Annotated in this window: 9 protein-coding genes; 5 read left to right on the top strand and 4 right to left on the bottom strand. The window is 46.0% G+C overall.

Annotated features, from left to right (window positions below):
- Positions 1 to 95: 95 nt before the first annotated feature.
- Together AQULUS_RS12365 and AQULUS_RS12360 are read left to right on the top strand one after the other, a co-directional pair.
- Positions 96 to 1,100, top strand: a complete 1,005-nt coding sequence (locus AQULUS_RS12365; RefSeq protein ID WP_172622882.1) for a Crp/Fnr family transcriptional regulator — start codon at positions 96 to 98, stop codon at positions 1,098 to 1,100.
- A 4-nt stretch (positions 1,101 to 1,104) separates the two neighbouring features.
- The gene (locus AQULUS_RS12360) at positions 1,105 to 2,022 is read left to right on the top strand and encodes a class II glutamine amidotransferase (protein WP_148340575.1); all 918 of its coding nucleotides are present in this window, start codon (positions 1,105 to 1,107) and stop codon (positions 2,020 to 2,022) included.
- A 35-nt stretch (positions 2,023 to 2,057) separates the two neighbouring features.
- On the opposite strand, the gene AQULUS_RS12355 is transcribed toward AQULUS_RS12360, so the two are convergent.
- Together AQULUS_RS12355 and AQULUS_RS12350 are read right to left on the bottom strand one after the other, a co-directional pair.
- Positions 2,058 to 2,945 carry a ribose-phosphate diphosphokinase gene (locus AQULUS_RS12355; protein WP_148340574.1) on the bottom strand — a complete coding sequence of 296 codons (888 nt, stop codon included), beginning with the start codon at positions 2,943 to 2,945 and terminating at the stop codon, positions 2,058 to 2,060.
- Position 2,946: 1 nt separating this feature from the next.
- Positions 2,947 to 4,512: a thymidine phosphorylase family protein gene (locus tag AQULUS_RS12350; RefSeq protein WP_148340573.1), complete on the bottom strand. Its 1,566-nt coding sequence runs from the start codon at positions 4,510 to 4,512 to the stop codon at positions 2,947 to 2,949.
- Positions 4,513 to 5,041: 529 nt separating this feature from the next.
- On the opposite strand from AQULUS_RS12350, the gene cfa reads away from it, so the two are divergent.
- The gene (gene cfa / locus AQULUS_RS12345) at positions 5,042 to 6,241 is read left to right on the top strand and encodes a cyclopropane fatty acyl phospholipid synthase (protein ID WP_148340572.1); all 1,200 of its coding nucleotides are present in this window, start codon (positions 5,042 to 5,044) and stop codon (positions 6,239 to 6,241) included.
- Complete coding sequence (locus AQULUS_RS12340; RefSeq protein WP_148340571.1) at positions 6,238 to 7,368, top strand: CapA family protein; 1,131 nt, start codon at positions 6,238 to 6,240, stop codon at positions 7,366 to 7,368. Before cfa ends, AQULUS_RS12340 begins: the two co-directional genes overlap by 4 nt.
- 1 nt (position 7,369) lies before the next feature.
- On the opposite strand, the gene fabD is transcribed toward AQULUS_RS12340, so the two are convergent.
- Positions 7,370 to 8,251, bottom strand: a complete 882-nt coding sequence (fabD, locus tag AQULUS_RS12335; RefSeq protein WP_148340570.1) for an ACP S-malonyltransferase — start codon at positions 8,249 to 8,251, stop codon at positions 7,370 to 7,372.
- Complete coding sequence (locus AQULUS_RS12330; RefSeq protein ID WP_148340569.1) at positions 8,251 to 9,852, bottom strand: HAL/PAL/TAL family ammonia-lyase; 1,602 nt, start codon at positions 9,850 to 9,852, stop codon at positions 8,251 to 8,253. Before AQULUS_RS12330 ends, fabD begins: the two co-directional genes overlap by 1 nt.
- Positions 9,853 to 10,239: 387 nt before the next feature.
- Here AQULUS_RS12330 and AQULUS_RS12325 point away from each other — a divergent pair, with 387 nt between their 5' ends.
- Positions 10,240 to 24,150, top strand: coding sequence for an SDR family NAD(P)-dependent oxidoreductase (locus AQULUS_RS12325; RefSeq protein WP_172622881.1), 13,911 nt, complete (start codon positions 10,240 to 10,242; stop codon positions 24,148 to 24,150).
- The last annotated feature ends 1 nt before the right edge of the window (position 24,151 follow it).

The following is a 24,151-nucleotide window of genomic DNA, read 5'->3' as shown; positions in this document are numbered from 1 at the left end:
TATAATAAAATAAGATGAATGAAAGCGCCTGGATAGATTCAAACGAATCATCTGATCATTGCAGGGTGATCGCAATATTAAACAGGGAAGCATTCATGTTGGATTCGGAATACGAGCGATTATCGCGTCATAGTGAACTGGCGAAATATCTGGATTCCAGCGATCTGGAGATGATGGCATCTCACAGCAAAATCATCACTTTTTCAACCGGGCAAGTGATCTTGCAGCAAGGCAGGGAATCAAGGGGTATATTTCTTATTATCGATGGCGAAGTCATTTCCACAGCCAAGCTGCTGGGAGCGGGGACTACCAATCTTGAAAGTCTGGGCCCGGGAAGTTTTCTAGGTGATGTCAGTTACATTGAAGGCACGCCATGTTCAACCTCCATTATTGCCAACTCTTCCGTCAAGTGTGTGTACATTGATGATGTCTATATGAATATGTTAACTACATATTATCCGGGCATGAAATACAAACTGCTCAACGCGATTGCCAAGCAGGCCTGTGAACGACTCAAGAAAGTGCATGACAAAGTCACGGATTCTATGTCTAGCGCGGATATGACAAAAAGGTCTGTATTTGGTGAAATCATGCATTCATTGACCAGGCCGGCTGAAACACCGATGAAATTGACCGAGGTCAATATTGATGCGATCAAAAAATCAGAAATATTCAAACTGTTCAGTCAGGGCGAACTGGATGAGCTTTTTAACCATGTCGCTGCCCTTAAGGCACCGAAAAATTGCACCATCATCAGGAAAGGTGAAAAAAATGCGTCGTGCTATATTGTCATTCAGGGCGCGGTTCAATCCAGCGTCATGCATGAAAACAAGATAGCAAAGCTATCCGTTATTGGACCAGGAACTTTGTTTGCCAGCATATCCTGCATAGATAACATTACATCCTTTGTGATTACTTTTACCACTTGCGAATCTGCTGTTTTACTCAGAATTTCCGACGATGCCATGCTGCATTTTAAGAATGCGCAAACCACACTCTGGTATAAGTTATTTGATTTGATATGCAAATCCTTGTTGGCGCTTGAAAAATCCGTCGACAAGCTGGATATCAGGTTAAACATTGAAGATTATAACAGGTGATCCCATGTGCAGGATATTATCCTACTTAGGCAAGCCTATCGTTATAGAGGAATTACTGTATAAACCTGATAATTCATTTATCAAGCAAAGTTATCATCCTAAATACATGTCATATCTGCTCAATCTGGCAGGTTTTGGCATTGCTGCCTGGGATGGCATTTCGCATGAACCAAAATTTCCCTATCTTTATAAAACACATTTACTGCCTTTTTATGATGAAAATCTGCATAATCTCGCATCTAAGATTACACCGCACTGTCTGCTCGCGCATTTGCGCGGCGTCTCATATACTGACAAACAGGTTGTTTCCACGCAAAATGTCCATCCGTTTGTATTTCGCGGCACGAATGTGGCATTGGCGCATAACGGGTCTCTCTATGATTTCGATAAAATGAAATACGATTTACTTGAATATATCAATCCTGAAATTGTGCGTCATATCCATGGTACAACCGACAGCGAATGGATTTACTCTATCTTCTTGTCGCAATTGCCGAGTCTGGCCGCGAAATATGATACTCAGGACATTATAAAGGCTATCCTGGACACTCTAAGAATCTTACAGAAAGTGCGCAACAAAAATAATATTTCGATCAACTCTCCTGTAAACCTGTTTATTACCAACGGTGACTTTATCGCTGCTACCCGGTTTGTCATGGATTATGGGTGGTGGCCTCTTGACGGAGTGCCGTCTGCTCATTTTACCTATCACTCATTATGGTATACGTACGGCGACAGCTATGGGTTTTATGATAACGAATACAAGATGAAAGGAAGCAAATCGAAATCCAGTCTTATTATTGCGTCGGAGCCTCTTACACAGGACACGACCACTTGGGTGGAAATCCCTGAATATACCTTGATTGTTGCTCGTCTAGAGCAGAATGAAATTCAGATTGTCACACAAGATATCAATATATAAGCAGAGCTTCTTTACATTTATTCTGGTTTTTGTTGCTAAAGCAACTGCATGATGCCGGTTGCAATCAGTCCGGTGATATCAATTTCATTTGTTGCGTGAGTGATGGTGTTGCAAGTAATAATCTTGCTTGCGCCGGCCAGACGCAGATTCTGCTCGGTGGTGGAATTAAAAAGCGCATGCACTCCTATGCAGACAGGCTGCTTAAATCCCTTTTCAATGAGCTGACGAAGAGTCGCCAGCATGCTCGCGCCGGAAGAGATAATATCATCAATCAGAATTGGAACGGTATTCAGATCAGGCAACTCAGGGAGCGAGACGGTGACTGTCGTATCTCCAAGTCTGGCTTTTTCGCATATAATGAAAGGGGCGTTCGCCTGATGTGCTATCTCTGCAACCCATTGTCTGCTTTCTTCATCGGGTCCGATGAGAAATGGTGATGCCGCATTTTGTCTGATCCACCGGGCTATTTCCTTGGTTGCATGCAAGACATGAGCCGGCCTTACTGAGTAAATTTCATTCAGACTATGGAATCGATGCAGATGCGGGTCAATAGTGACTAACGCGTCAGCCCATTTAGAGACAAATCGGGCAAACAAGATGGACGTAATGGCTTCGCCGGGATGAAAGCGCTTGTCTTGTCTCATGTATGGCAGATAGGGAAGTGCAAGACATATCTTTTTTGCGCCCAGTTCCCTAAGAGTTTGAGCCATGAACATGAGAGGCAGCAATTTATCGTTGGGATCATTAAGTGAGCAAACAATGATGGCTGTTTTATTGGTCACGTCGGAGATGATACGAATGTATGATTCGCCATCCGGGAATTTTCTTTGTTCGGTATATCCTAGTGCAATCGTGGATTTCTCGGCCACCATGCGTGCAAATTGTGTTTGATCGGGCATCGAAAAAAGAATGGCATTTTCCATCTTATTCATCATCCCGGCTGATTTTCACAATATTCGGAATTTGGCGTGCGTATTGCAGAGAATAATGCAGCGCTCCTTTTGTTTCTGCATGTATGCGGTAGAGGAGCTGACCTTTGTCAACCCGTTTGCCTCTTCGCGCAAAGAATTCGATCCCGGCCGCCGGATCATGCGGCGCGCCGGCAAGTTTCGCCACCATGGCAAGATTGCGGTTATCGATTGCCACAACCGTGCCTGCATGTCCGGCGACAATCGCATGCGTATAAGCCGCTACTGGCGGTTGCTTGAATCCGCCCTGTGCCTCGCAGATAGCCATGAATTTTTTATATGCTGCCCCGCTTTCCAGGACCGCGCGTGCCATTGCCTGACCTTGTCCTTGCGGCGCTTTTCCCCCCAGTTCTAATATGGCGCCGGCAAACAGGATGGCTTTTTCCTTCAAATCCGGGGGAGCATCACTTTTGTTATTCAGGACTGCCAGGATGTCAACGGCTTCCAGTGCGGGCCCGATGCCTTTGCCTAAAGGCTGTGTGCCGTCGGTTTTCATGGCGCGCAGTTCCAGGCCCACAGCACGGCCAACCAATTCAAAATATTCCCTGAGTTTATCAAATTCTTGATCGGAACGAATCTTGGCAGTGGCGCCTACAGGAATATCTATCACCACGTGAGTCGTGCCTACAGCCGCTTTTTTTGAGAGAACCGAAGCGATCATTTGCCCGGTTGGATCAAGATCCAGTGACCGTTCCACACGAATAATGATGTCGTCTGCCGGACTTAATCCAATGGCTCCTCCCCATACCAAACAGCCGCCTTCCTGGGCAACCACCTGTTGCATTTTGGCGATACTCAAATCTACGGTGGTCATGGTTTCAACGGTATCCGCTGTGCCAGCCGGCGAGGTGATGGAGCGTGAAGAAGTTTTTGGAATAATCAAGCCAGATTCCGCGACAATGGCAACGACAATCGGCGTGGTTCTGTTCCCGGGAATTCCACCCACACTGTGTTTGTCCATGACGCAGGAATGATGATCCCAGTGCAGTTGCTCGCCGACTTTGATCATAGCCTGAGTCAGGTAAACAATTTCATTAATGTTTAATTCATCTGTTGCACAGGCAGTGATAAAGCTCGCGATCTGAATATTGGAATAGCGGCCAAGTACAATGTCACGGATGATTTCATCGAATTGTTCGGCTTTGAGTTCATTGCCATGAATTTTGGCGCGTACGTGTTTAAGAGATGTGGTGGGTTTGACATGAGAGAGACTGACCAGGTTGCCTTCTTCTGCGCCCAGATGATCCCAGGCACTTTCAGACAGGCTGGCTTCGCAGGGATGGATGATGTCTGTATGCACAATATCCAGCGTGGCGATGATGGATTTGCTGCCTAATGTGACCAGGATTCTGGATGATGCTTCGAACCCTTCAGATTTGCAGACAAAGCAATCCGCATGCATGTAGATGATAAATTCATTGCGCGCTTCAATTCCCAGGCGCACCAGTTTTAGATGATTGTTTTCATGATTCAAGTGATTTTTCCCTGTGGCGCATATCTGCAAGTCTTGATGGTATCGCATAGTGGGTAGAATTTTCCAGAAGCGTGTGAACTGGGTGTTTTGCAATACAGTTTTTTTCAGGCATATATGTTTATTGCAATGATGCGGCAAGTTTAATATATATGCATGAAACAGCATGAATATCAAAATATATTCAATCATAGCGCCTCTGATATATCTGATATTTAAACTATGATTATTAAGCGGATATAGTGGCAATATTCCAGGTGAAAATCATATTTTTGATAGAATTCAATGTCGATTATTGCTAGCATTTATGCGTTGACAAAAAATGAAGGATGTCATTTACATGCGCGTAATGAAACCGATTGCCAGCCAGTTTGTCCCAGGGGAAATCTTGAGCTCTGCCGCGAAGGCTGCAATTCATGCACCTATCGCTAATAACACACTCGGTGTATCCATGCCTGACTTGAGTCCTGGGTTTGAATTCAAACAGATGCTGAAGAATTGCTTGTTTTGACTGCGTCAATGCAGTGGTAAAAACCATGTTGATTGATGAAGCTTATTTCCTGGAGAACTGAAGATACCCATGAATGAAAATGCCATGAAGCGCGCGGTGCATGAAATCCTGCAGTCTGCTGATATCAAAATCAATGGTGACAGACCATGGGATATTTTGGTTCATAACCAGGAGTTTTATCGCCGCGTGCTTAAAGAAGGCACTTTAGGCCTGGGCGAATCCTATATGGACCATTGGTGGGACTGTGATCATCTCGATCAATTTTTTGAGCGTGTCATCCGGTTTAATCTTGCAAGCCGCATCAAGTCAAATCCATGGTTGTTGTTCAGATTCATTTTCCTGAAATATGTCAATATGCAGACTAAACGGCGCGCACGTACCGTGGGGAAAAGACATTACGACCTTGGCAACAGATTGTTTCAATCCATGCTGGATAACCGTATGAATTACACTTGCGGATATTGGGAAAAGGCAAACAATCTGGACGAAGCCCAGCGCAATAAATTGGAACTGACCTGTCAAAAGTTGATGCTAGAACCAGGCATGCGCATGCTGGATATTGGTTGCGGCTTTGGATCTTTGGCCCGGTACGCTGCGGAAAATTATGGAGTATCTGTGGTTGGCATTACCATATCCAGGGAGCAGAGCGACTATGCTAAAAATAATTGTGCAGGGCTGCCTGTGGAGATTCGCTTTCAGGATTACCGTGATATCAATGACAAATTTGACCGTATCGCTTCACTTGGGATGTTCGAACACGTTGGGCATTTGAACTACCATCACTATATGAAAATAGTAAAAAATTCCCTTAAGGATGACGGATTGTTTCTGTTGCATACGATTGGCGGCAATATCAGTCAAACGTCGAGCGATGCGTGGATCAACAGGTATATTTTCCCCAATGGCATGCTGCCTTCGATCACGCAAATTGGCAAAGCATCAGAAGGATTACTGGTGATGGAGGACTGGCATAATTTCGGCGCGGATTACGCTAAAACACTGATGGCATGGCATGCCAATTTCGACGCAAACTGGGATAAATTAAAACAACATTATGATGATCGTTTTTATCGCATGTGGAGTTATTACTTGTTATCTTGCGCGGGTGCTTTTAGAGCGCGCAGCATACAACTCTGGCAGATTATCTTTTCCACGCAGGGCGTACCGGGTGGATATCGCAGGCCATTTCCTGATTTTGAACCTATGCCATCCTTGAATACGGATGAATCCCAATCGGGTGGAATGGCAAGACTGAATAAATCTATATGACAAGTCATGCAAAAGGAAATATACGCTTGTATCTGGGCGGCGATGTGATGACAGGAAGAGGAATTGACCAGATTCTGCCTCAATCTGTTAATCCCAGATTATTCGAGTCGTATGTTAAGGATGCGCGCGAATATGTATTTCTGGCGGAACAAGCAAACGGCAAAATCCAATATCCAGTTGCGGAAGACTATATCTGGGGTGATGCCTTAAAAATTTGGCTGGAACTGCAACCGGATGTCAGAATCATTAATCTGGAGACGGCGATTACTCAAAATGAAGATCATGATGCGCATAAGGGCATACATTACCGCATGCATCCAGGAAATGTATGTGTGCTAAACGCAGCGAAAATGGATATCTGTGTCTTGTCGAATAATCACATTCTTGACTGGGGACAAGCAGGATTAAAGGAGACGCTAGATACATTAAAACATGCGCATATTGACTATGCAGGAGCGGGCGAGAATATATTCCAGGCGATGAAGCCTGCTGTGTTTCAGTTGGATTTAAATAGAAGAATTCTCGTATTCTCGGCAGGTATGCTTTCAAGCGGGATACCCCTCGGCTGGGCGGCGGCTACTCACCATGCCGGTGTGTACTATCTTCCAGAGTTATCGCATGAAATACTAATCAAAACGGCAGACCATATTAATCAATATCGACAATCAGCCGATTTGGTTATCTTCAGCCTTCATTGGGGAAGCAATTGGGGTTATGATGTTAGCGAGGCATTTCAGACATTCGCACGCGGTTTAATTGATGACGCCAAGGTTGACGTGATATTTGGACACTCATCCCATCATCCTAGGCCCATAGAAATTTATCATGGTAAACCCATATTGTATGGCTGCGGTGATTTTATTAATGACTATGAAGGAATTGGCGGCCATGAAGAATTCCGAAGTGATTTGACGCTGATGTATTTCCTGGATTTTGATGCTGAATCACTGCAGTTCATTAAAATAACATTGGTGCCTATGCAGATAAGGCAGCTTAGACTGCATAATGCTGGTCAAAATGATATCCAATGGCTTTATAAAAAAATCAATCAGTATTTGATGAGTGATACCCCTTTTACGATACAGAACCGGTGCCTGGTTTATGAAACTGGGATCGCTGAAAGATAAGCTACACGCTTGCGCTTTTTATCGATTCCCTGGATATGCGCGCGGCCTTGATGCTGGCAAGCAATCCGCTTAAGACCTGGCCGGGTCCGATTTCTTTCAGCGTGATACCTTTATGAGTGAGCAAATAATCAATTATGGATGTCCATTTTACCGTATGTGTGATTTGCGCGGACAAATTTGTGCGGATAACAGCTGGATGATAAGGAGATGCATTGAGATTGGCGATGACAGGGACTGCAGGAACATGAAATTGAAATTCCTCAAGAAACTCTGAGAACTGCTGTTGCGCTTCAGACATATAGGGAGAATGAAATGCGCCGCTGACTTTGAGTGGTATGCAAGAAGCGCTTGTGTTTTCTCGAAATATGCTGCATGCATGGTTTAAATCCTTTTGGGGTCCGGATATGACGATCTGGGTATGGGTGTTATAATTCGCGATAAAAATGCTATGCAACCCATGCTGGTGCAGAAGATTCTGAATCTCGGTGATAGTCAAGCCTAGAACGGCAGTCATTCCGCCGTCTCGCACCCGGCTCATTAGTTCACCCCGCATTTTTACCAGTTTCAATCCTGTGCCAAAATCAAAGACTTTTGCGGCAAGCAAGGCATTATATTCGCCCAGGCTATGACCGCATACAAAATCCGGCCTGGGGCCGTCCATTTTGAGTTGTTTAAAATATGATAATGCGTTGACTACGTATAAAGCGGGTTGTGTATATTGTGTCTGGTTCAGCTGCTGATCGGGATCCTGCAGGCAAAGTTTTTTAATGGAATATCCCAATATGTCATCAGCCAAAGCAACATGATCAGGAAACTCGTCAAATAGGTCGCCTCCCATTCCACGTACTTGCGATCCCTGTCCGGGAAAAAGATAAGCCAGCATTAAATAAGTTCTTCCTGTAACAGATTGACAATGGATGTGAGTTCAGCAGACATGGGGCGGCACTCTGACAAGACGGGCGAATGAGCCCGAATCACTTGATGAATTTCCTGTGCCCGCAGGCTTGCCTTTTGTATGCCGCGCAATTCCAGCGCTTGGGCAGAGGCAAGCAATAAAACGGCTGTCAAACGTTCCAGGTTCATGACGGATTCCCGTAAATCGAATGCCGCATGTGCGCCCAGACTGCTGACATCCTGATTGTCGCCTTCTGTAGGCAAGCTGAATGCCTGTTGCGATTGTGCGAGTTTACGGTTTTGAACCGCCAGTGCTGCGGAAAGCAATTGCATGGAACGGAAGCCATTATGATTATCCGGATCCAAGGTCAGGTTAACCGGTAGGCCATGATTTTTACGTGGGTGCAGCATATTTGCCAGCAAGGCATGTATCCAGGTAGACGCTTGCGCAATATCGGCTTTTAAGAGATCACAGGCTTCCGTGATGTAATACCCCATGAAATTTGCTGTATGATGAATTTGATTCTCCTCGGCATCTACAATGGGATTGTCATTGACGGAATTCATTTCATTCTCAACCCAGAGAACAGCTGTGCTCAGATTTTCCTGTAACGGTCCAAAACCTTGAGGCACGGCGCGCAGAGAGTAATAATCCTGAACCGGCTTGTATGCTGTTTCAGTTGTCCGCAACTCATCCAGATTGGAAATTAAAAGGCTTCCTTCCCAGAAATTTAATATGAAATCGTTTATGCTGTTTTCACCTTTATGAAATTTCAGTTGGTGCACCAGCGGATGGTAGGCGCTGCTGATGACGAGCATGGATTCAAGTGACATGGCCACAGCTGATAAGGTTTGTGTGAACAAGCGGTTCAGATCATAAAGCGCCGTGCTTGCGATGGCTGTCATGAACGAGGTTCCATTAATCAGTGCGAGACCATCGCGCAGCTGCGGTCTCAATTTTCCTATTCCCGCCTGTTTCATGGCTTCAGAGGCAGGCATGATTTTGCCTTGGTAAGAGACTTCCACGTTTTCACCCAGAAAGCAGGCCGCAATGGAAGCCAGCGGTATTAAATCACCGCTGGCTCCAATGGAACCATAACATCGCACTACAGGGGCGATTCCGGCATTCAGATATGACAGTATAGTCGCGATTGCATCAGGGCTCACGCCGGAATAACCTTGCGCCAGACAGTGTGCTCGCAATGTCATGGTGACACGTATTATTTCAGGTGTTACAACCTGTCCTTGGCTGCAAGCAAGAGATTTAATGATGTTGATTTGCCGTCTCATCATCGATGCGTAATACAATTCTGAATTGTCACATTTCAGATGAGTGTCCATATACCTCACCTGATCGCCAAAATTGGTATTCATGCCGTATACAGGAATGCGTTTGTCCGCAAGTAATTTAAGCATTTCATATGATTTTTTGACTGTGTCGTGGGTGTCGGGACTGAGATCAATAATGACAGGGTATTGCGCAATTCGTTTAACATCGGATAGTAATAATTTTCTATTGCTTCCAATAATGACCTTGTCCTGTCCGCTGCAGGTATTTGCTGAACTGTCTTTTTTAACTGTGTTTAACATAAATGATGACTTCCTTATCATGATGAATTGATTGCTACATCATTTATTTCGCCTGGCAATAATAGCGTGAGAATATTTCTTGCAAGTAATGACCTTTCAAAGCGCGAAGGCTGACATTCTCCTCTTGACTCCGTACATGGAAGAATCACATCCAAGCTCAATCATTTAATCCGGGGCTGGATGGCCTCTTTCATGGGTTATCAATATATCATAATAAAATTATGCAGCGCTATTTTTTAATCATTTTATTATATTAATCAATAAATTGTAACGCGATTCTCATGCTTGCGCGCGGCACGAGGCTGCGCTGTGCTATCGCATAATTTAAATATTGCCTTGCGGCAGGTATAGTATTGGCTGATAAAACAAAGCATATGGATGTGCGTAATGTCAGATATTATCTCGGTGTTAAAAAAACGCAGCGCGAAACGTCCCCATGATACGGCTTTTATATTTTTGCAGGACGGCGAACAAGAATCGGATCGCATCACAATAGGCGAATTGACGAAGCGGGCCGAACATATCGGAAAATATCTGCTTGAGCAAGGACTCTCTGGTGAACGTGTGATGCTTTTGTACCCGGCGGGCATCGATTTTGTTGTCAGCTTTATAGGATGTCTTTATGCCGGTTCGACAGCAGTTCCTGTGCCATGCCCCGCAGCGCACGAGTTTGGTCAATCACTGGAAACCTTGAAATTGATTGCAGCGGATGCAGACATTTCAGCTGTGCTCACTTGTTCGAATTGGACGGAAACTGTCAGAATAAATATTTCGCAAATTCTGCCTGGTAAAAAACTGTTTGTTGCCGATACGCAGAAAATCAAGTCCGGAAACAAAATGGACCGGAACAAATTTGTGATCACGCCGGACACTATTGTGTATCTGCAATATACCTCGGGATCAACTTCAACACCCAAGGCGGCTGTCATTCGCCATGCCAATCTTACGCACAGCTTGCTGCATACGGCCAGGGCCTGGAAGTATACAAAAAATAGCGTTACCCTTACCTGGGCGCCTCATACACATGTCTATGGTCTGGTGTGCGGATTGCTCCTGCCACTATATCATGGAACGCTGTCTATCATCATGCCGCCGGCTGCATTTGTCAGCAAGCCATTATTGTGGTTGAAGGCCATATCCAAATATCGCGTAACACACAGCGGCTGCCCGAATTTTGGGTATGAGCATTGCATAAAACAGATAGATATCAGTGAAATGTCTGGAATAACGTTAAATACCTGGAAGGTTGCGGTAAATGGCGGAGAGCATGTTCAATATGATACGCTCATCCGTTTCAATGCCAAATTTGAAGCGTTTGGATTCCAATTGCGGCGATTTAATCCCGCTTTCGGAATGTCAGAGGCTTCAGGGGCCATTTCAATCAGCTCCTATGGAAAAAATCCCGGGCGGTTTTCTCTGGATATGGACGCTCTTCAGCTGGATGAAGTTAAATTTACAACTGAAGATCGGCATAAAATATTTGTGAGTAACGGGCGCATGCTGCATGGTTTGAAGGCAGTCGTTGTTGATCCGGAAACGCTTGTTCCCGTTGGTATGGGTGCTATCGGTGAAATCTGGCTGACGGGCAAATCTGTGGTGCAGGGGTATTGGCGCCGCCAGGAAGAAAATCAAGCTGTTTTTCAGGCGCGCCTGGCCGGCTCGAACCAGGTGTATTTTCGTACGGGTGATCTAGGGTTTATATATGAAGATGAAATTTGTCTGACCGGCCGATTAAAGGAATTGATTGTTATCAATGGGAAAAAGTATTATCCGCTTGATCTTGAAAACCTGATTGCTGAAAGATTGACGCCACTCTCCATTCATGATCGCAGAGCTGTATTTTCATGTCCTTCATTGGGCAATGAGAAATTGGTCGTAGTGCAGGAAATCCATGAAAGTATTAGGCAGGATTCAAGGGAGAACATCATTGCAGCGATACGCCATGCTATTATCAAGGAATATGGGCTGGCGGTTGATACAGTCTTGCTGGTTGCGCGTAACAGCATACCTAAAACTGTAAGCGGGAAATTGCAACGTAAATTATGCCAGAAACAATATCTGGAAAACAGTCTGGAAATTCTATACCAATCGGTGCTGAATGCATTGCCAACTGTATCCGGACAAATAAACTCATTGGATACGAAAGCTGCCGCCTTTGCGAAAGTCGTGGCTTCCGTGTTAGGCGTCAGTGCGGAACAAATTGATTTTCATTCTCCTCTTAGCAAATATCAGTTCGATTCCATTAACATTATTCAATTAACCGCATTATTAAACGAAACGTATGGAAAATCATTGTCTCCGGCTGTTTTGTATGAATACCAGACTTTAGATGAGTTCTATCGCGATAATATTGCAGTAACCATGAAGATTGAAAATAAGCATTCAACAGATGCATCGGAAGCCGGTCACCGTGATATCGCTATCATCGGTATGAGCGGTGTGTTTCCCGGTGCGCCGGATATCGATACTTTCTGGAAGAATCTGATTGAAGGTAAAAACTCTATCGGTGTCATTCCATCCAGCCGCTGGGACTGGAAAAAGTATGACGGTAATCCTGAGACCGATTTAGGCAGGATATCTGTCAAATGGGGTGGATTTATAGATGATATTGAATGTTTTGATGCGCCATTTTTTAACATGTCTCCCCGTGAGGCAGAATTGACTGATCCGCAGCAAAGAATATTTCTGCAAGTGGTATGGAATACAGTGGAAGACTCGGGATACTCCGTGCAAGACATTGCACATTTTAAAACGGGGTTGTTTGTCGGTGTATTCAACCATGACTACGCGGAATTATTGCATGAAAATAATGTCTTTGGCGCATATAGAACCACAGGCACTGCCGCCAGCATTCTCGCTAACCGTGTCTCATACTTGCTTAATCTTCATGGCCCCAGCGAAGCGGTTGATACGGCATGTTCCAGCTCACTGGTGGCAATTCATCACGCTATTATGGCGATTCTCAACGGCGACTGTGATTTGGCCATTGCCGGCGGGGTCAATGCCTTGTTGTCTCCAACATCATTCATCACGGCAAGTAATGCAGGCATGCTTAGCCTGGATGGACAATGCAAAACTTTTGACAAGGATGCAAACGGGTTTGTACGCGGTGAAGGTGTCGCAGCTGTTCTTCTGAAAAAACTGGATAGAGCACTTGCTGACCATGATCATATTTATGGCATCATAAAGGGCTCGGCGGTGAATCATGGCGGTCATGTCAACAGCCTCACAGCGCCTAATCCTGCCGCGCAGGCTGATGTTATCATGGCTGCGCACGAACGCGCTAATATTCCAGTGGAGAGTATTACCTACATTGAAACCCATGGTACGGGAACCGCCCTGGGAGATCCAATTGAAATCAATGGATTAAAAAAGGCATTCTCACTGTTAGCCGAACGCCAGGGGAAAGTGCTGAAACCGGAAACCTGCGGCCTGGGAGCTGTGAAATCAAATATCGGCCATTTGGAATCCGCGGCTGGCATTGCCGGTTTAATCAAGATATTGTTGGCGTTCAAACATGAAAAAATCCCGTCAAACCTGAATTTTAAAACCATCAATCCCTATATAGACCTTGCGGATAGTCCATTTTATCTGATCAACAAGCCGCAGCCATGGAGACGGCAGCAGAATTCAAGGCCCAGACGAGCGGGCCTCAGTTCATTTGGTTATGGTGGGACGAACGCGCATCTTGTCATCGAAGAAGTACCGGACTCTGTATTTCAACAGACAGACTACTCGCCTGAAGTCAGTCTGATCACACTCTCAGCCAGAACAACGCCGGCATTGCGGCAACGCATCAGGGATTTACATTCATGGTTGGGCCAGCAATCATATCCGCCCGTTCTTTCGGATATCAGTCATACCTTGAATTCAGGCAGGACGCATTTTGAAAAACGCTGTGCCATCATTGTGGATTCGATACCTCATTTACAATCCACCCTGGCTAAGGTTCTCGAAGGTTTTTCACCGGAAAATTATATTGATAATACAGGATTGGAATGGGAGAAAGTGTCACAATCGATTGACATGATAGACAGCAACACGCATTTGCGGAAACAGGAAGCGTTGTCATTATGGGTCGTCGCCAGGCAGTTTGTTGACGGCGATGAGATTACATGGAAATCCATTCCCAACCATCAACCATCTTGCAGAGTCAGCCTTCCGGGATATCCATTTGAAATGCGGCGCTTCTGGATTCCCGGCAATGAAACAGACATGCATGCCGGAAAAAATGACAATGGCATCTGGCATATCGCGTTGGACGTCAGTCTGTCTACCTCTGATAACAAGCGTTTCTCAACTTCATTGACGGGAAAGGAATGGTATTTTCAGGATCATAAAATTAAAGATTCTTTGGTGATGCCGGGCGCGGCTTGTATGGAAATGGCAAGGACAGTCGGCATGCTGGCATTTCCGGAATTCAGGATAATCAGGCTGCGCGATATTGTATGGTTCAATGCCATTAACGCGGTTAAGACATTGCGCTTGCTGATCAATCTTAAAAAAACGGGGAATCGTGTTTCGTTTACTGTTTCAGACAAGGAGTCAACCGAATACGCAAGTGGCGAGATGGATTTGCATCCGGCTTCTGAAGTGAACAGAAATGATCCGGCAGTGAATCTCGTAAATCTGACAATGAGCCTGCCGCACCGGTTGAAACGCAAGGAGATTTATTTCAAGTATCGTGGTCTGGGATTCGATTATGGGAGCCATTTTCAAGTTGTAGAAGAAGCGCGTTATAATGATGAAGAAGCTGTCGCATGCATCAGGCTGGGCGCGCCTCACCACCATTTGTCAGCGTCCGAGAAAAACATCTGTGTTCTGGAGGGAATGCTGCATGCCGCGATGATATTGTTACCAAAAAATGCCGTATATTTGCCACAAGCGGTAAGCCAGGTCGATTATCATGGTGTTTTGCCAGATTGTTCCTATGCCCACATCAAACTTGTTCCTGCATCGGCTGACGCCATTTTTACTTTTGATATCAGCTTGTATGATCAGGCTGGCCAGAGAGTGCTCGAAGTTCGTGATTTTCGAGTTTCTGAATTGGGCGGCAGCCGGTATAAGGAGTTACACTGTTATCAGCCTGTCTGGAATGAATGCAAAATCAATTCGATTTTACATGGCATGGTTTCATCCGGGAAATCTATTTTGATATTTGATGATGATCATTTATCGGATTTTATTCGCGATCGATTACCGCAGAATCCCGTGATATCACAGCTGAGCGCAGCGGTGTTCAAGCAATGTGATGACGGTATTTTTACTCATGAGACGGATGAAAATCATGCTTTTAATTTCTTTCATGAATTGAATGTCAATCAGTCGTTGCCTGGCTGGATCATTTTTCGCTTACCCGTTTTCAGGCCGGATACTGAATTTAAAGAAAACATCCACCTGCAACTGCATCACATTTACCATGTTCTTCATTGTCTTGCTAAAGCGCTGCTGCAAATCAGGCTGAATGAACCTGTCCAAATTCTTTTTGTCAATCTGGCTGAGTATCATCAGGATATATCAGCATTCACACAGGCGATAGCCGGTTTCGCCAGGACGCTATGTGATGAAAACCCGAATCTGGTATGCCGCGTGATCAATGCGCAAACCGGGGATGAAGTATTGGACGAACTCACACAGGGTGATACCGAGGTGAAGTACGCGCCAGGCGGTGTCCGTTTTGTCAGAAGATTTCAGAATATCACTTTAAATATTCATCCTGATTTATCCGGATTACTCACAAGAGGCGGAGTATATCTGATCACGGGCGGAATGGGCGGCCTGGGTCTAATATTTGCGCGTTATCTGGCAAAAAATTATCACGCAAAACTGATATTGACAGGCCGGTCTCTGCTGGATGCTGCCAAAGAGTCGCATTTGTTGGCGCTGAAACAAGAAGGCGCGGATGCGGTTTATATTCAGAGCGATATTGCCAGTTTTGCTGATGTGCAATCATTGATACAGACCATTAAAGCCATGCATGGAAATATTGATGGCATTTTTCACGCGGCGGGTGCGATATGCGATAATTTCATTTTGCGTAAACCTATCCAGGAATCCGCATCTGTTTTAGCGCCCAAGGTTGAAGGCACATTATTCCTGGATGAAGCAACAAAGACCGAACCCTTGAAGTTTTTTGTACTGTTTTCCTCGCTTGCCTCTGTTTTGGGTAATGCTGGCCAATCCGATTACGCTTACGCGAACGGTTTTATGGATTATTTCTCTGTCAGTCGTGAATCGCTGCGGCTTGCCGGAAAGCGCACAGGGAAAACACTGTCGATCAACTGGCCGTTCTGGACTGATGGCGGATCGAGTTTGAGTGAGACGGCACGCGCATGGCTGGAAAATTCAATGGGCGTCTCAGCGTTAGCCACCGCTGACGGCATGCGGATATTCGAACAAATCCTTGGATCTGATTTCAGTCAGCTGATGGTGATGCCGGGAGATAAAAGCAAACATGAGCGGATATTCGCGGTACGAAATAATCAAGGCACAGCTATTTCCGGCACCGCCGGCATGCGGCATTTAACCAGCCTGGATGTCAGGACTCATCCCTTAAAAGAGCAGACTGAAAATTATCTTAAACAGACTCTTGCCTCTGTCATTAAAACTGATCCTGTCAATATTCAGAATCATACAGCGTTTGAAATCTATGGTATTGATTCGCTGATGATCATTCAATTGAATCAGGAATTAGGACGTGTCTTCAATGCTTTACCAAAAACCCTGTTTTTCGAGTATCAGACCTTAAATGATCTGACTGGTTACTTTCTTCAGCATCATTCAGAACGCTTAAGTCAATTATTTATTTCCGATGTCACAGCGGTACGAAATCCTATGTTTGATCAAGCAGCCAGCGCTCACATTTCGCAGCCCGCAATGGCTGCAAGAATGGATCATAAGGATATTTCATACGTACAGGATATCGCCATTATTGGTTTGAGCGGGCGTTATCCCCAGGCGAATGATCTTGAAACATTCTGGAATCATCTCCAATCCGGCAAGGATTGTGTTACAGAAATTCCCGAAGAACGCCGGATGAAATATGACGAGATTGATAGCTTATGGAACATGGATGGTCAAATGAATGCGATATGCGGGGGATTCATTGACGATGTGGACAAGTTTGATCCGCTCTTTTTCAATATATCACCGCATGATGCCGAATTAATGGATCCGCAGGAGCGGCTGTTTCTGCAAACCGCATGGAATGCCATCGAGGATGCTGGTTATACTCGCGTCAGCCTTTCGGATAAGCAAACAGGCGTGTTTGTGGGCGTTATGTATGGACATTACCAATTGTTTTCAACGCAGGCATACCCGCAAAAGGGAACACGGATGACCCATTCCCTGTTTTCATCCATCGCTAACAGGGTATCCTATTTTCTCGATTTGCATGGTCCCAGTATGGCGATTGACACTATGTGCTCATCTTCATTGACAGCTTTGCATTTGGCATGTCAAAGCATACGCCAGGGTGAATGCGACATGGCGGTCGCTGGCGGAGTCAATCTCACTCTGCATCCTGATAAATATCGCCTGCTTAACCAGGGGAATTTTCTGTCGTCGGGCGGGCGGTGCCGCAGTTTTGGTGTTGATGGTGATGGATATGTTCCTGGTGAAGGTGTGGGAGCGGTGCTGCTAAAACCATTTCATCTTGCACTTCGTGATGGTGATCATATATACGGTGTCATCAAGAGCAGCAGCATCAATCATGGCGGTAAGACTAATGGCTACACGGTGCCCAATCCCGCTGCCCAGGCGGATGTCATCGCGCAGGCATATCGAAGAGCTAATCTGGATCCGCGAAACGTCAGTTATATTGAAGCACATGGTACAGGAACGTTATTAGGCGATCCGGTTGAGATATCAGGACTTGCCAGAGTATTCTCGCCGGGAGACCGCCTGACATCATGCGCCATCGGTTCCGTCAAATCCAATATCGGACATTGCGAATCCGCCGCGGGTATTGCGGCATTGACAAAGGTTTTATTGCAGTTAAAACACAAAAAACTGGTGCCATCATTACATGCAGACCGGCTGAATGATAATATTGACTGGCAAGGAAGCGGTTTCAGGGTTCAGCAAGAATTATCCGATTGGGAGCCCGCCCCTCGCATGGCTGGCATCAGTGCTTTTGGAGCGGGCGGGTCGAATGCGCATGTCATTATTGAGGAGGCGCCCGATTCACGCAAGCCTGGCATTTCATTTTCCAAGCCCTCGTATTTGTTTGCATTTTCAGCCAAAACCGAAACAGCGCTGATGCAAAAACTGGATGATTTTTACCGCTGGCTCTGTGTTCCAGATAGCGAAATTTCGCTAACAAATTCCCTGGATGATATCAGCTATACCTTGAATGTCTGCCGATCCCATTTTGAAAAGCGTTGCGCTGTCGTTGCTCATTCAGTTGATGAGCTCAAACGCGTGTTGCTTGCGCTAAAAACGGGAACAATACCGGACCTTGCTATGATAAATCGTGCCGGCACGCTTAAAAAACCGAATCAGTCGCTTGCAATCAAATTGTTTAATCAATTGATTCAGGAATTAAACCGGAACCAGGAAATGAGAGCAGATGAATACCGTGAACATCTGTTGACACTTGCCGGATTTTATGTGGATGGCTATGAGATGGATTTTGTGAATTTGTATCAAGGCAAACCTTACCGCAAGTTATCCTTGCCTGCTTATCCATTCGATAAGCTTTATTGCTGGTATAAAAAGCGAGTTTCTATACCGGAAGCGGTTAATCAGTCTGGCGTTCACCCGGATAAAAACACTGTCTCCCTCCTGGAAAACGTCAAGTCACGTTTGACTAGCATTGTGTCTGCTCAATTAGGCATCAGGATGCAAGACATTAATGAGACATGTCATTTGAGTGACTATGGAATGGACAGCGTTCATTTTATAAAATTATCCTCTCAACTCAATGATTATTACGGAATCAGCATCACGCCGGCGTGGTTTTACACCAATTCTTCTATTGCGGCGATCAGCAGGCGTCTGATAGAAGAATTTCGGAGCCAGGTTTCAAGTCCTCGCCATGAAAAAATCATGAGCATGCACACAAGCCATGATCCAGCCGCTGGTATAAAAGTAGATGCATTATTTGAAGCCCAACCAGTCCGGGATATTGCAATTATCGGCATTCAGGGCTTGTTTCCACAATCAAAAGATTTACAGGCTTTTTGGGACCATCTCGCCGCAGGACATGATCTCGTCACTGAAATTCCCGCAGATCGCTGGGATTGGCGGCAATACTATGGTGATATCAAACAAAATGCTGACAAGATGAATTGCAAATGGGGTGCGTTTATTGATGGCGTGGATTGTTTTGACGCCGGATTTTTTAATATATCCGCGCGTGAAGCCAAATTGATGGATCCGCAGCAACGCCTCTTTCTTGAGATCATCTGGAAGACCATAGAAGACGCGGGCTATGATCCTTTCACATTTTCGGGCAAGCGCGTCGGTGTTTTCGCCGGCGTCGAATTCAATGATTATCAGGTCATGCTCGCAAAACGACAAAAGGAATTTCACGGCTATATCGCGACTGGCAATTCCCACAGTATGCTGGCCAATCGTATCTCCTATTTCCTGAATCTGCTGGGCCCGAGCGAAGTCACTGACACGGCATGTTCCGGTTCTCTGGTCGCCATACATCGTGCGGTATCGGCTATCCGAAATGGCGAATGTGAAATGGCCCTTGCTGGTGGTGTCAGTTTGATTTTGAATCCGGATACCTATGTTGTGACCAGTCAACTGGGTGCAATCTCGGCGCGCGGCCGCTGTAAGACTTTTGATAAGGAGGCGGATGGATATGTGAAAGGCGAGGGCGTCGCGGCCATCTTGCTCAAGCCGCTGTCACGGGCATTGAATGACGGCGATCATGTCTACGGAATTATTAAAAATACTGCCGTGAACCATGGCGGGAAAGCGCAATCACTAACGGCACCCAATGCGGCGGCTCAAAGCGCACTGCTGATAGATGCTTATATGGGAGCCAATATCGATCCGGCAACAGTCACTTATATTGAAACACATGGCACCGGCACTGCGCTGGGAGATCCCGTTGAAATTGAGAGTTTGAAGCTTGCCTTCAGGCATCTGCTTTCAAATGGAGTCAGTGAAGCTCGCATCGCGTTAGGCTCGGTCAAGACCAATATTGGACATCTTGAACCTGCGTCAGGGATTGCCGGATTGATCAAGGTCTTGCTTGCGATGGCTTATGGTAAATTGCCTGGTAATGTCCATCTTGAAGAAGTGAATCCATATATTGATCTTACCGGCAGTCCGTTTCATATTTTAAGAAAATCCCAGCCATGGATTAAGCTAAAGGATTCTTCCGGGAGAGATGTCCCTTATCGAGCGGGCGTCAGTTCCTTTGGTTTCGGGGGCACGAATGCGCATATTGTCATCGAACAAGGGCCGATACGGCAGCCCGCCCGGCCTTTGACCAAGCCTTTTTATCTGCTGACCATCTCAGCCAAGCATTCGTCCGGCGTGAAACAGAAAATCGCTGATTTGCATGACTGGCTGGTTGACAACAAACAGGGCATTGACCTGGATTCTCTTTGTTACACCCTGAATGCGGGACGGGCGCATTTTGAGAACCGCACCGCACTCGTGGTGGAGTCGATGCACCATTTATTGGATACCCTGCAAGCGCTCATGCTGGGCAAGCAAATTCCTAATTGTATGAATACTGCAAATAATACAAAGGACATTCCCGTTTCCACTACGAATGACGCCTATCATTCCGCCTTGTCTGTTCTAAATGATATGACGCTTGCGGACCGTGAAAAATTTCGCCGCGCATTGATGGTTCTTGGCGAATTATATTGTGAACATTATCCTATAGACTGGACAGCCGTATATTCGAATGCATCTTACTTGCGTGCGGCGTCCCTGCCGGGGTATCCATTCAATAGACAAAAATATTGGTTCGGCGACCCGGAAATTTCCAGGGTGAAATCGTCCATACTGCCTGTTCCTTCCTCGCATTCGGAAGCCGGACTGGATATTATTCATTATTTGCGAGGGATTTTCGCCGACAAATTGCACATTGCGATTGATCACATCAAACCGGATCAAACCTACGAAATCTACGGAGTTGATTCGCTGACTGGACTTGAAATAACGGAACGACTGGAGAAGGATTTCGGTGTTTTATCCAAGACACTGCTTTATGAATATAATACCCTGAAAGATTTGTCAGCCTATTTTAAAAAATATCATGCTGGCGCGTTACAGGCGCTGATGTCTCATGCCGGATGCACACCAAATGGTGCAGCAAACGATACGGCAGCTGTCGAGCGTGAAAACATGGAATGTAACATCGATTCGGGCATAGCGGTATCTGGAGAGGCTATGCAGGCCGATACCATGGATATTGCTGTCGTAGGACTAAGCGGTGTATTTCCCATGGCGGCCAATATACATGAATTTTGGCAGAATCTGATCACGGCTCGTGACTGTATAGAAGAAATCCCGCCGGAACGCTGGAATTATAAAGATTATCCGGTTACGGTGGGCGGCGTGGAAAAGTATTTTCGCTATGGCGGGTTTCTCCGCGATGTAGACATGTTTGATCCGCTCTTTTTCAACATCTCACCGCATGACGCAGCCATCATGGATCCTCAGGAGCGGATATTTCTGCAATCTGTCTGGACAACCCTGGAAGATGGGGGTTATACGCGCAAACGGCTGCAAGAAACCGCGAATAACGAGATGGGTGTCTTTGCCGGTATCACATATAATTATTATCCTCTGCTGATCGCCGAAGACTGGAAAAATGGCAATCAACTTCCTGTTGACCTGCAAACTTTTTCAGTTGCGAACCGGGTATCCTATTTCCTGAATCTGTCCGGGCCCAGTTTTGTGATAGACACCGCTTGCTCGTCTTCTTTGGCTGCCATTCATCTCGCGTGTGAGAGCCTGCGGCGGGGAGAGTGCAAGATGGCTGTCGCGGGCGGTGTTAACCTGTCACTGCATCCTGGTAAATTCCATTTTCTCGGCAGTTTTAATTTCATGTCGGAGGAGGGCCGTTGTGCTAGTTTCGCGGAAGGGGGCAAGGGTTATGTGCCTGCAGAAGGCGCAGGCACAGTGCTGCTGAAACCATTGGCAGCGGCAATTCGCGACCATGACCGTATCTACGGGATCATCAAGGGCAGTGCCATGAATCATGGGGGTAAAACCAGTGGTTATACTGTGCCCAATCCAAAAGCTCAATCTGATTTGATCAGAAGCGCTTTGCAAAAGGCCGGAATTCATCCGAGATCAATATCCTACATTGAAGCGCATGGCACCGGAACCGCTTTGGGTGATCCCATAGAAATACGCGGATTACAAAACGCCTTTGAAGAATTCACACAAGACAGGCAGTTTTGCGCGGTTGGATCAGTCAAATCAAACATCGGGCATCTCGAAGCCGCAGCCGGAATATCGCAGCTGGCCAAGGTTTTACTGCAAATGCAATATAAAAAACTGGCTCCCACGCTGCATGCGGAAAATCTGAATCCATACATCGATTTTTCACACACTCCTTTTTATGTACAAAGAGAATTATCCGAATGGCGTTCGGATACAGGCATGCCAAGACGGGCCGGCATCAGTTCGTTTGGCGCGGGGGGTACAAATGTGCACCTCATCGTGGAAGAGTATCTTGCTTCCGAAATGGATACCAGACAGCGGACAGGCGAGCAATTTGCTTTTATCTTGTCTGCAATGAATGCGGAACGTTTAAGGGATTATATAATGTCTGTCCATGATTATTTGCGGCGGGAAGCAGAAAATCACCATGACGATCTGGAATGCTGGCTGCGTGATATTTGTTATACCGCGCAGACAGGCCGTGAAACGATGCCCGCGAGGCTTGCTGTCGTCGCATTTTCATATCAGGATTTGATGAGCAAGCTCAAATTATGCATGCAAAAATCCAGGCCGGTCATGGACAGGGTCTGGATCAATGATTCCGCGAGACCTGGGTCTGCCCAGGAGGGAAGGGTGCTTTCAGGCGAGCTGAGCAGAGAGGAACAACTGGCGGAATTATGGGTCAATGGCGCCAATATTTCCTGGGAACCGCTGCATTCATCAAGCCGGTCACTGGTTTATTTTCCCACCTATCCCTTTGCGAAACGCCGGTGCTGGTTTTCGAATCATCCCGCTGCTATCCCGGAAAACGCATCGGTGACCAAAATAAAACCCTCATTGTCTTTGGTGGCAAACACAGTGACGAAACGGACAAAATGGGTCATTTTCAGCGACCTGGAAACCGGATTCCTGTTGCAGGATGGATTGGGCGAATCTTCCTGTCTGTATTGTTTCTCAGGCGACCATTTTGATGATTTCCAGCATGACGTGATTTACCTGAATCCTGATCATCCGGATGATTACAAGCGATTATTTTCCAGGATTTCGGCCGATCCGTTAATTGAATTGCAAGGTGTTGTCTATCTCTGGACCATGAATGGATCCAGTACTAGGGATGACGCCCGGAATAACCAGAGATTATTGTATTTGATCCAGAGCTTGATCCAACAGAATTGGAAACAACCGATGACTTTCCTTTTCGTCACCCGTGAATGTTCGCCAAGCGGCGAGCATGAATCTGACAGGAATGATATCGTGCAGCATCATTTGTGGAACCTGGCGGAATATTTTCGGAGCGAGCAGCTGGCGCATCAAGTATCCTTACTATCACTAACACAGACAAAAGCACTGCGAAAACAGGCTGGCTGTATTGCTTTTGAATTGCAAAACAGGAAAGAAGGCCACGACCGCATCTGGTATGTGGAAAATGAGCGGTACGCGAAAGCATTGACCAATCCTCCGCGTTTTATTGAGCCGCCCGGCGCACGCCGGCAGTCGGAAGAGCGGTTGACCCGGACGGACATTTCCCTGGATGACGAATATGTCACATCACTGGTCATGAACTCGCTGGCAAACATGCTTGGATTGGATGTATCCGAGATAGATCCGGATGTGGCTTATCTGAATTATGGCATGGACTCCATCAAAGGGATCAACTTCGTTGCGCGTATCAATGAGTCATTTCCGGATTTGTTGTCGCCCATGGATTTGTACCGCTACCCAAATGCACGGCAGCTCGTCAACCATATCATAAATTTCTGCGGACAGATGGAAACGCCAGAGTCCGCGGTTTCTGATGCTTCCATTTGTTCTGTCACGACAGAAAATGAGTTTATGTCCAGTATCGCACACCTTGATAATGCCCAGGTAGCGCGACTGCTGGAAGATGAATTCTCCGAGATTGAAGCTTTATTTTCCGGTCAGGGCAATTAAT

The organism is Aquicella siphonis (assembly GCF_902459485.1).
GTDB lineage: Bacteria > Pseudomonadota > Gammaproteobacteria > DSM-16500 > DSM-16500 > Aquicella > Aquicella siphonis.
Note: the sequence above shows the minus strand (reverse complement) of the source record. Positions and strands in the feature narration are given on the sequence as shown.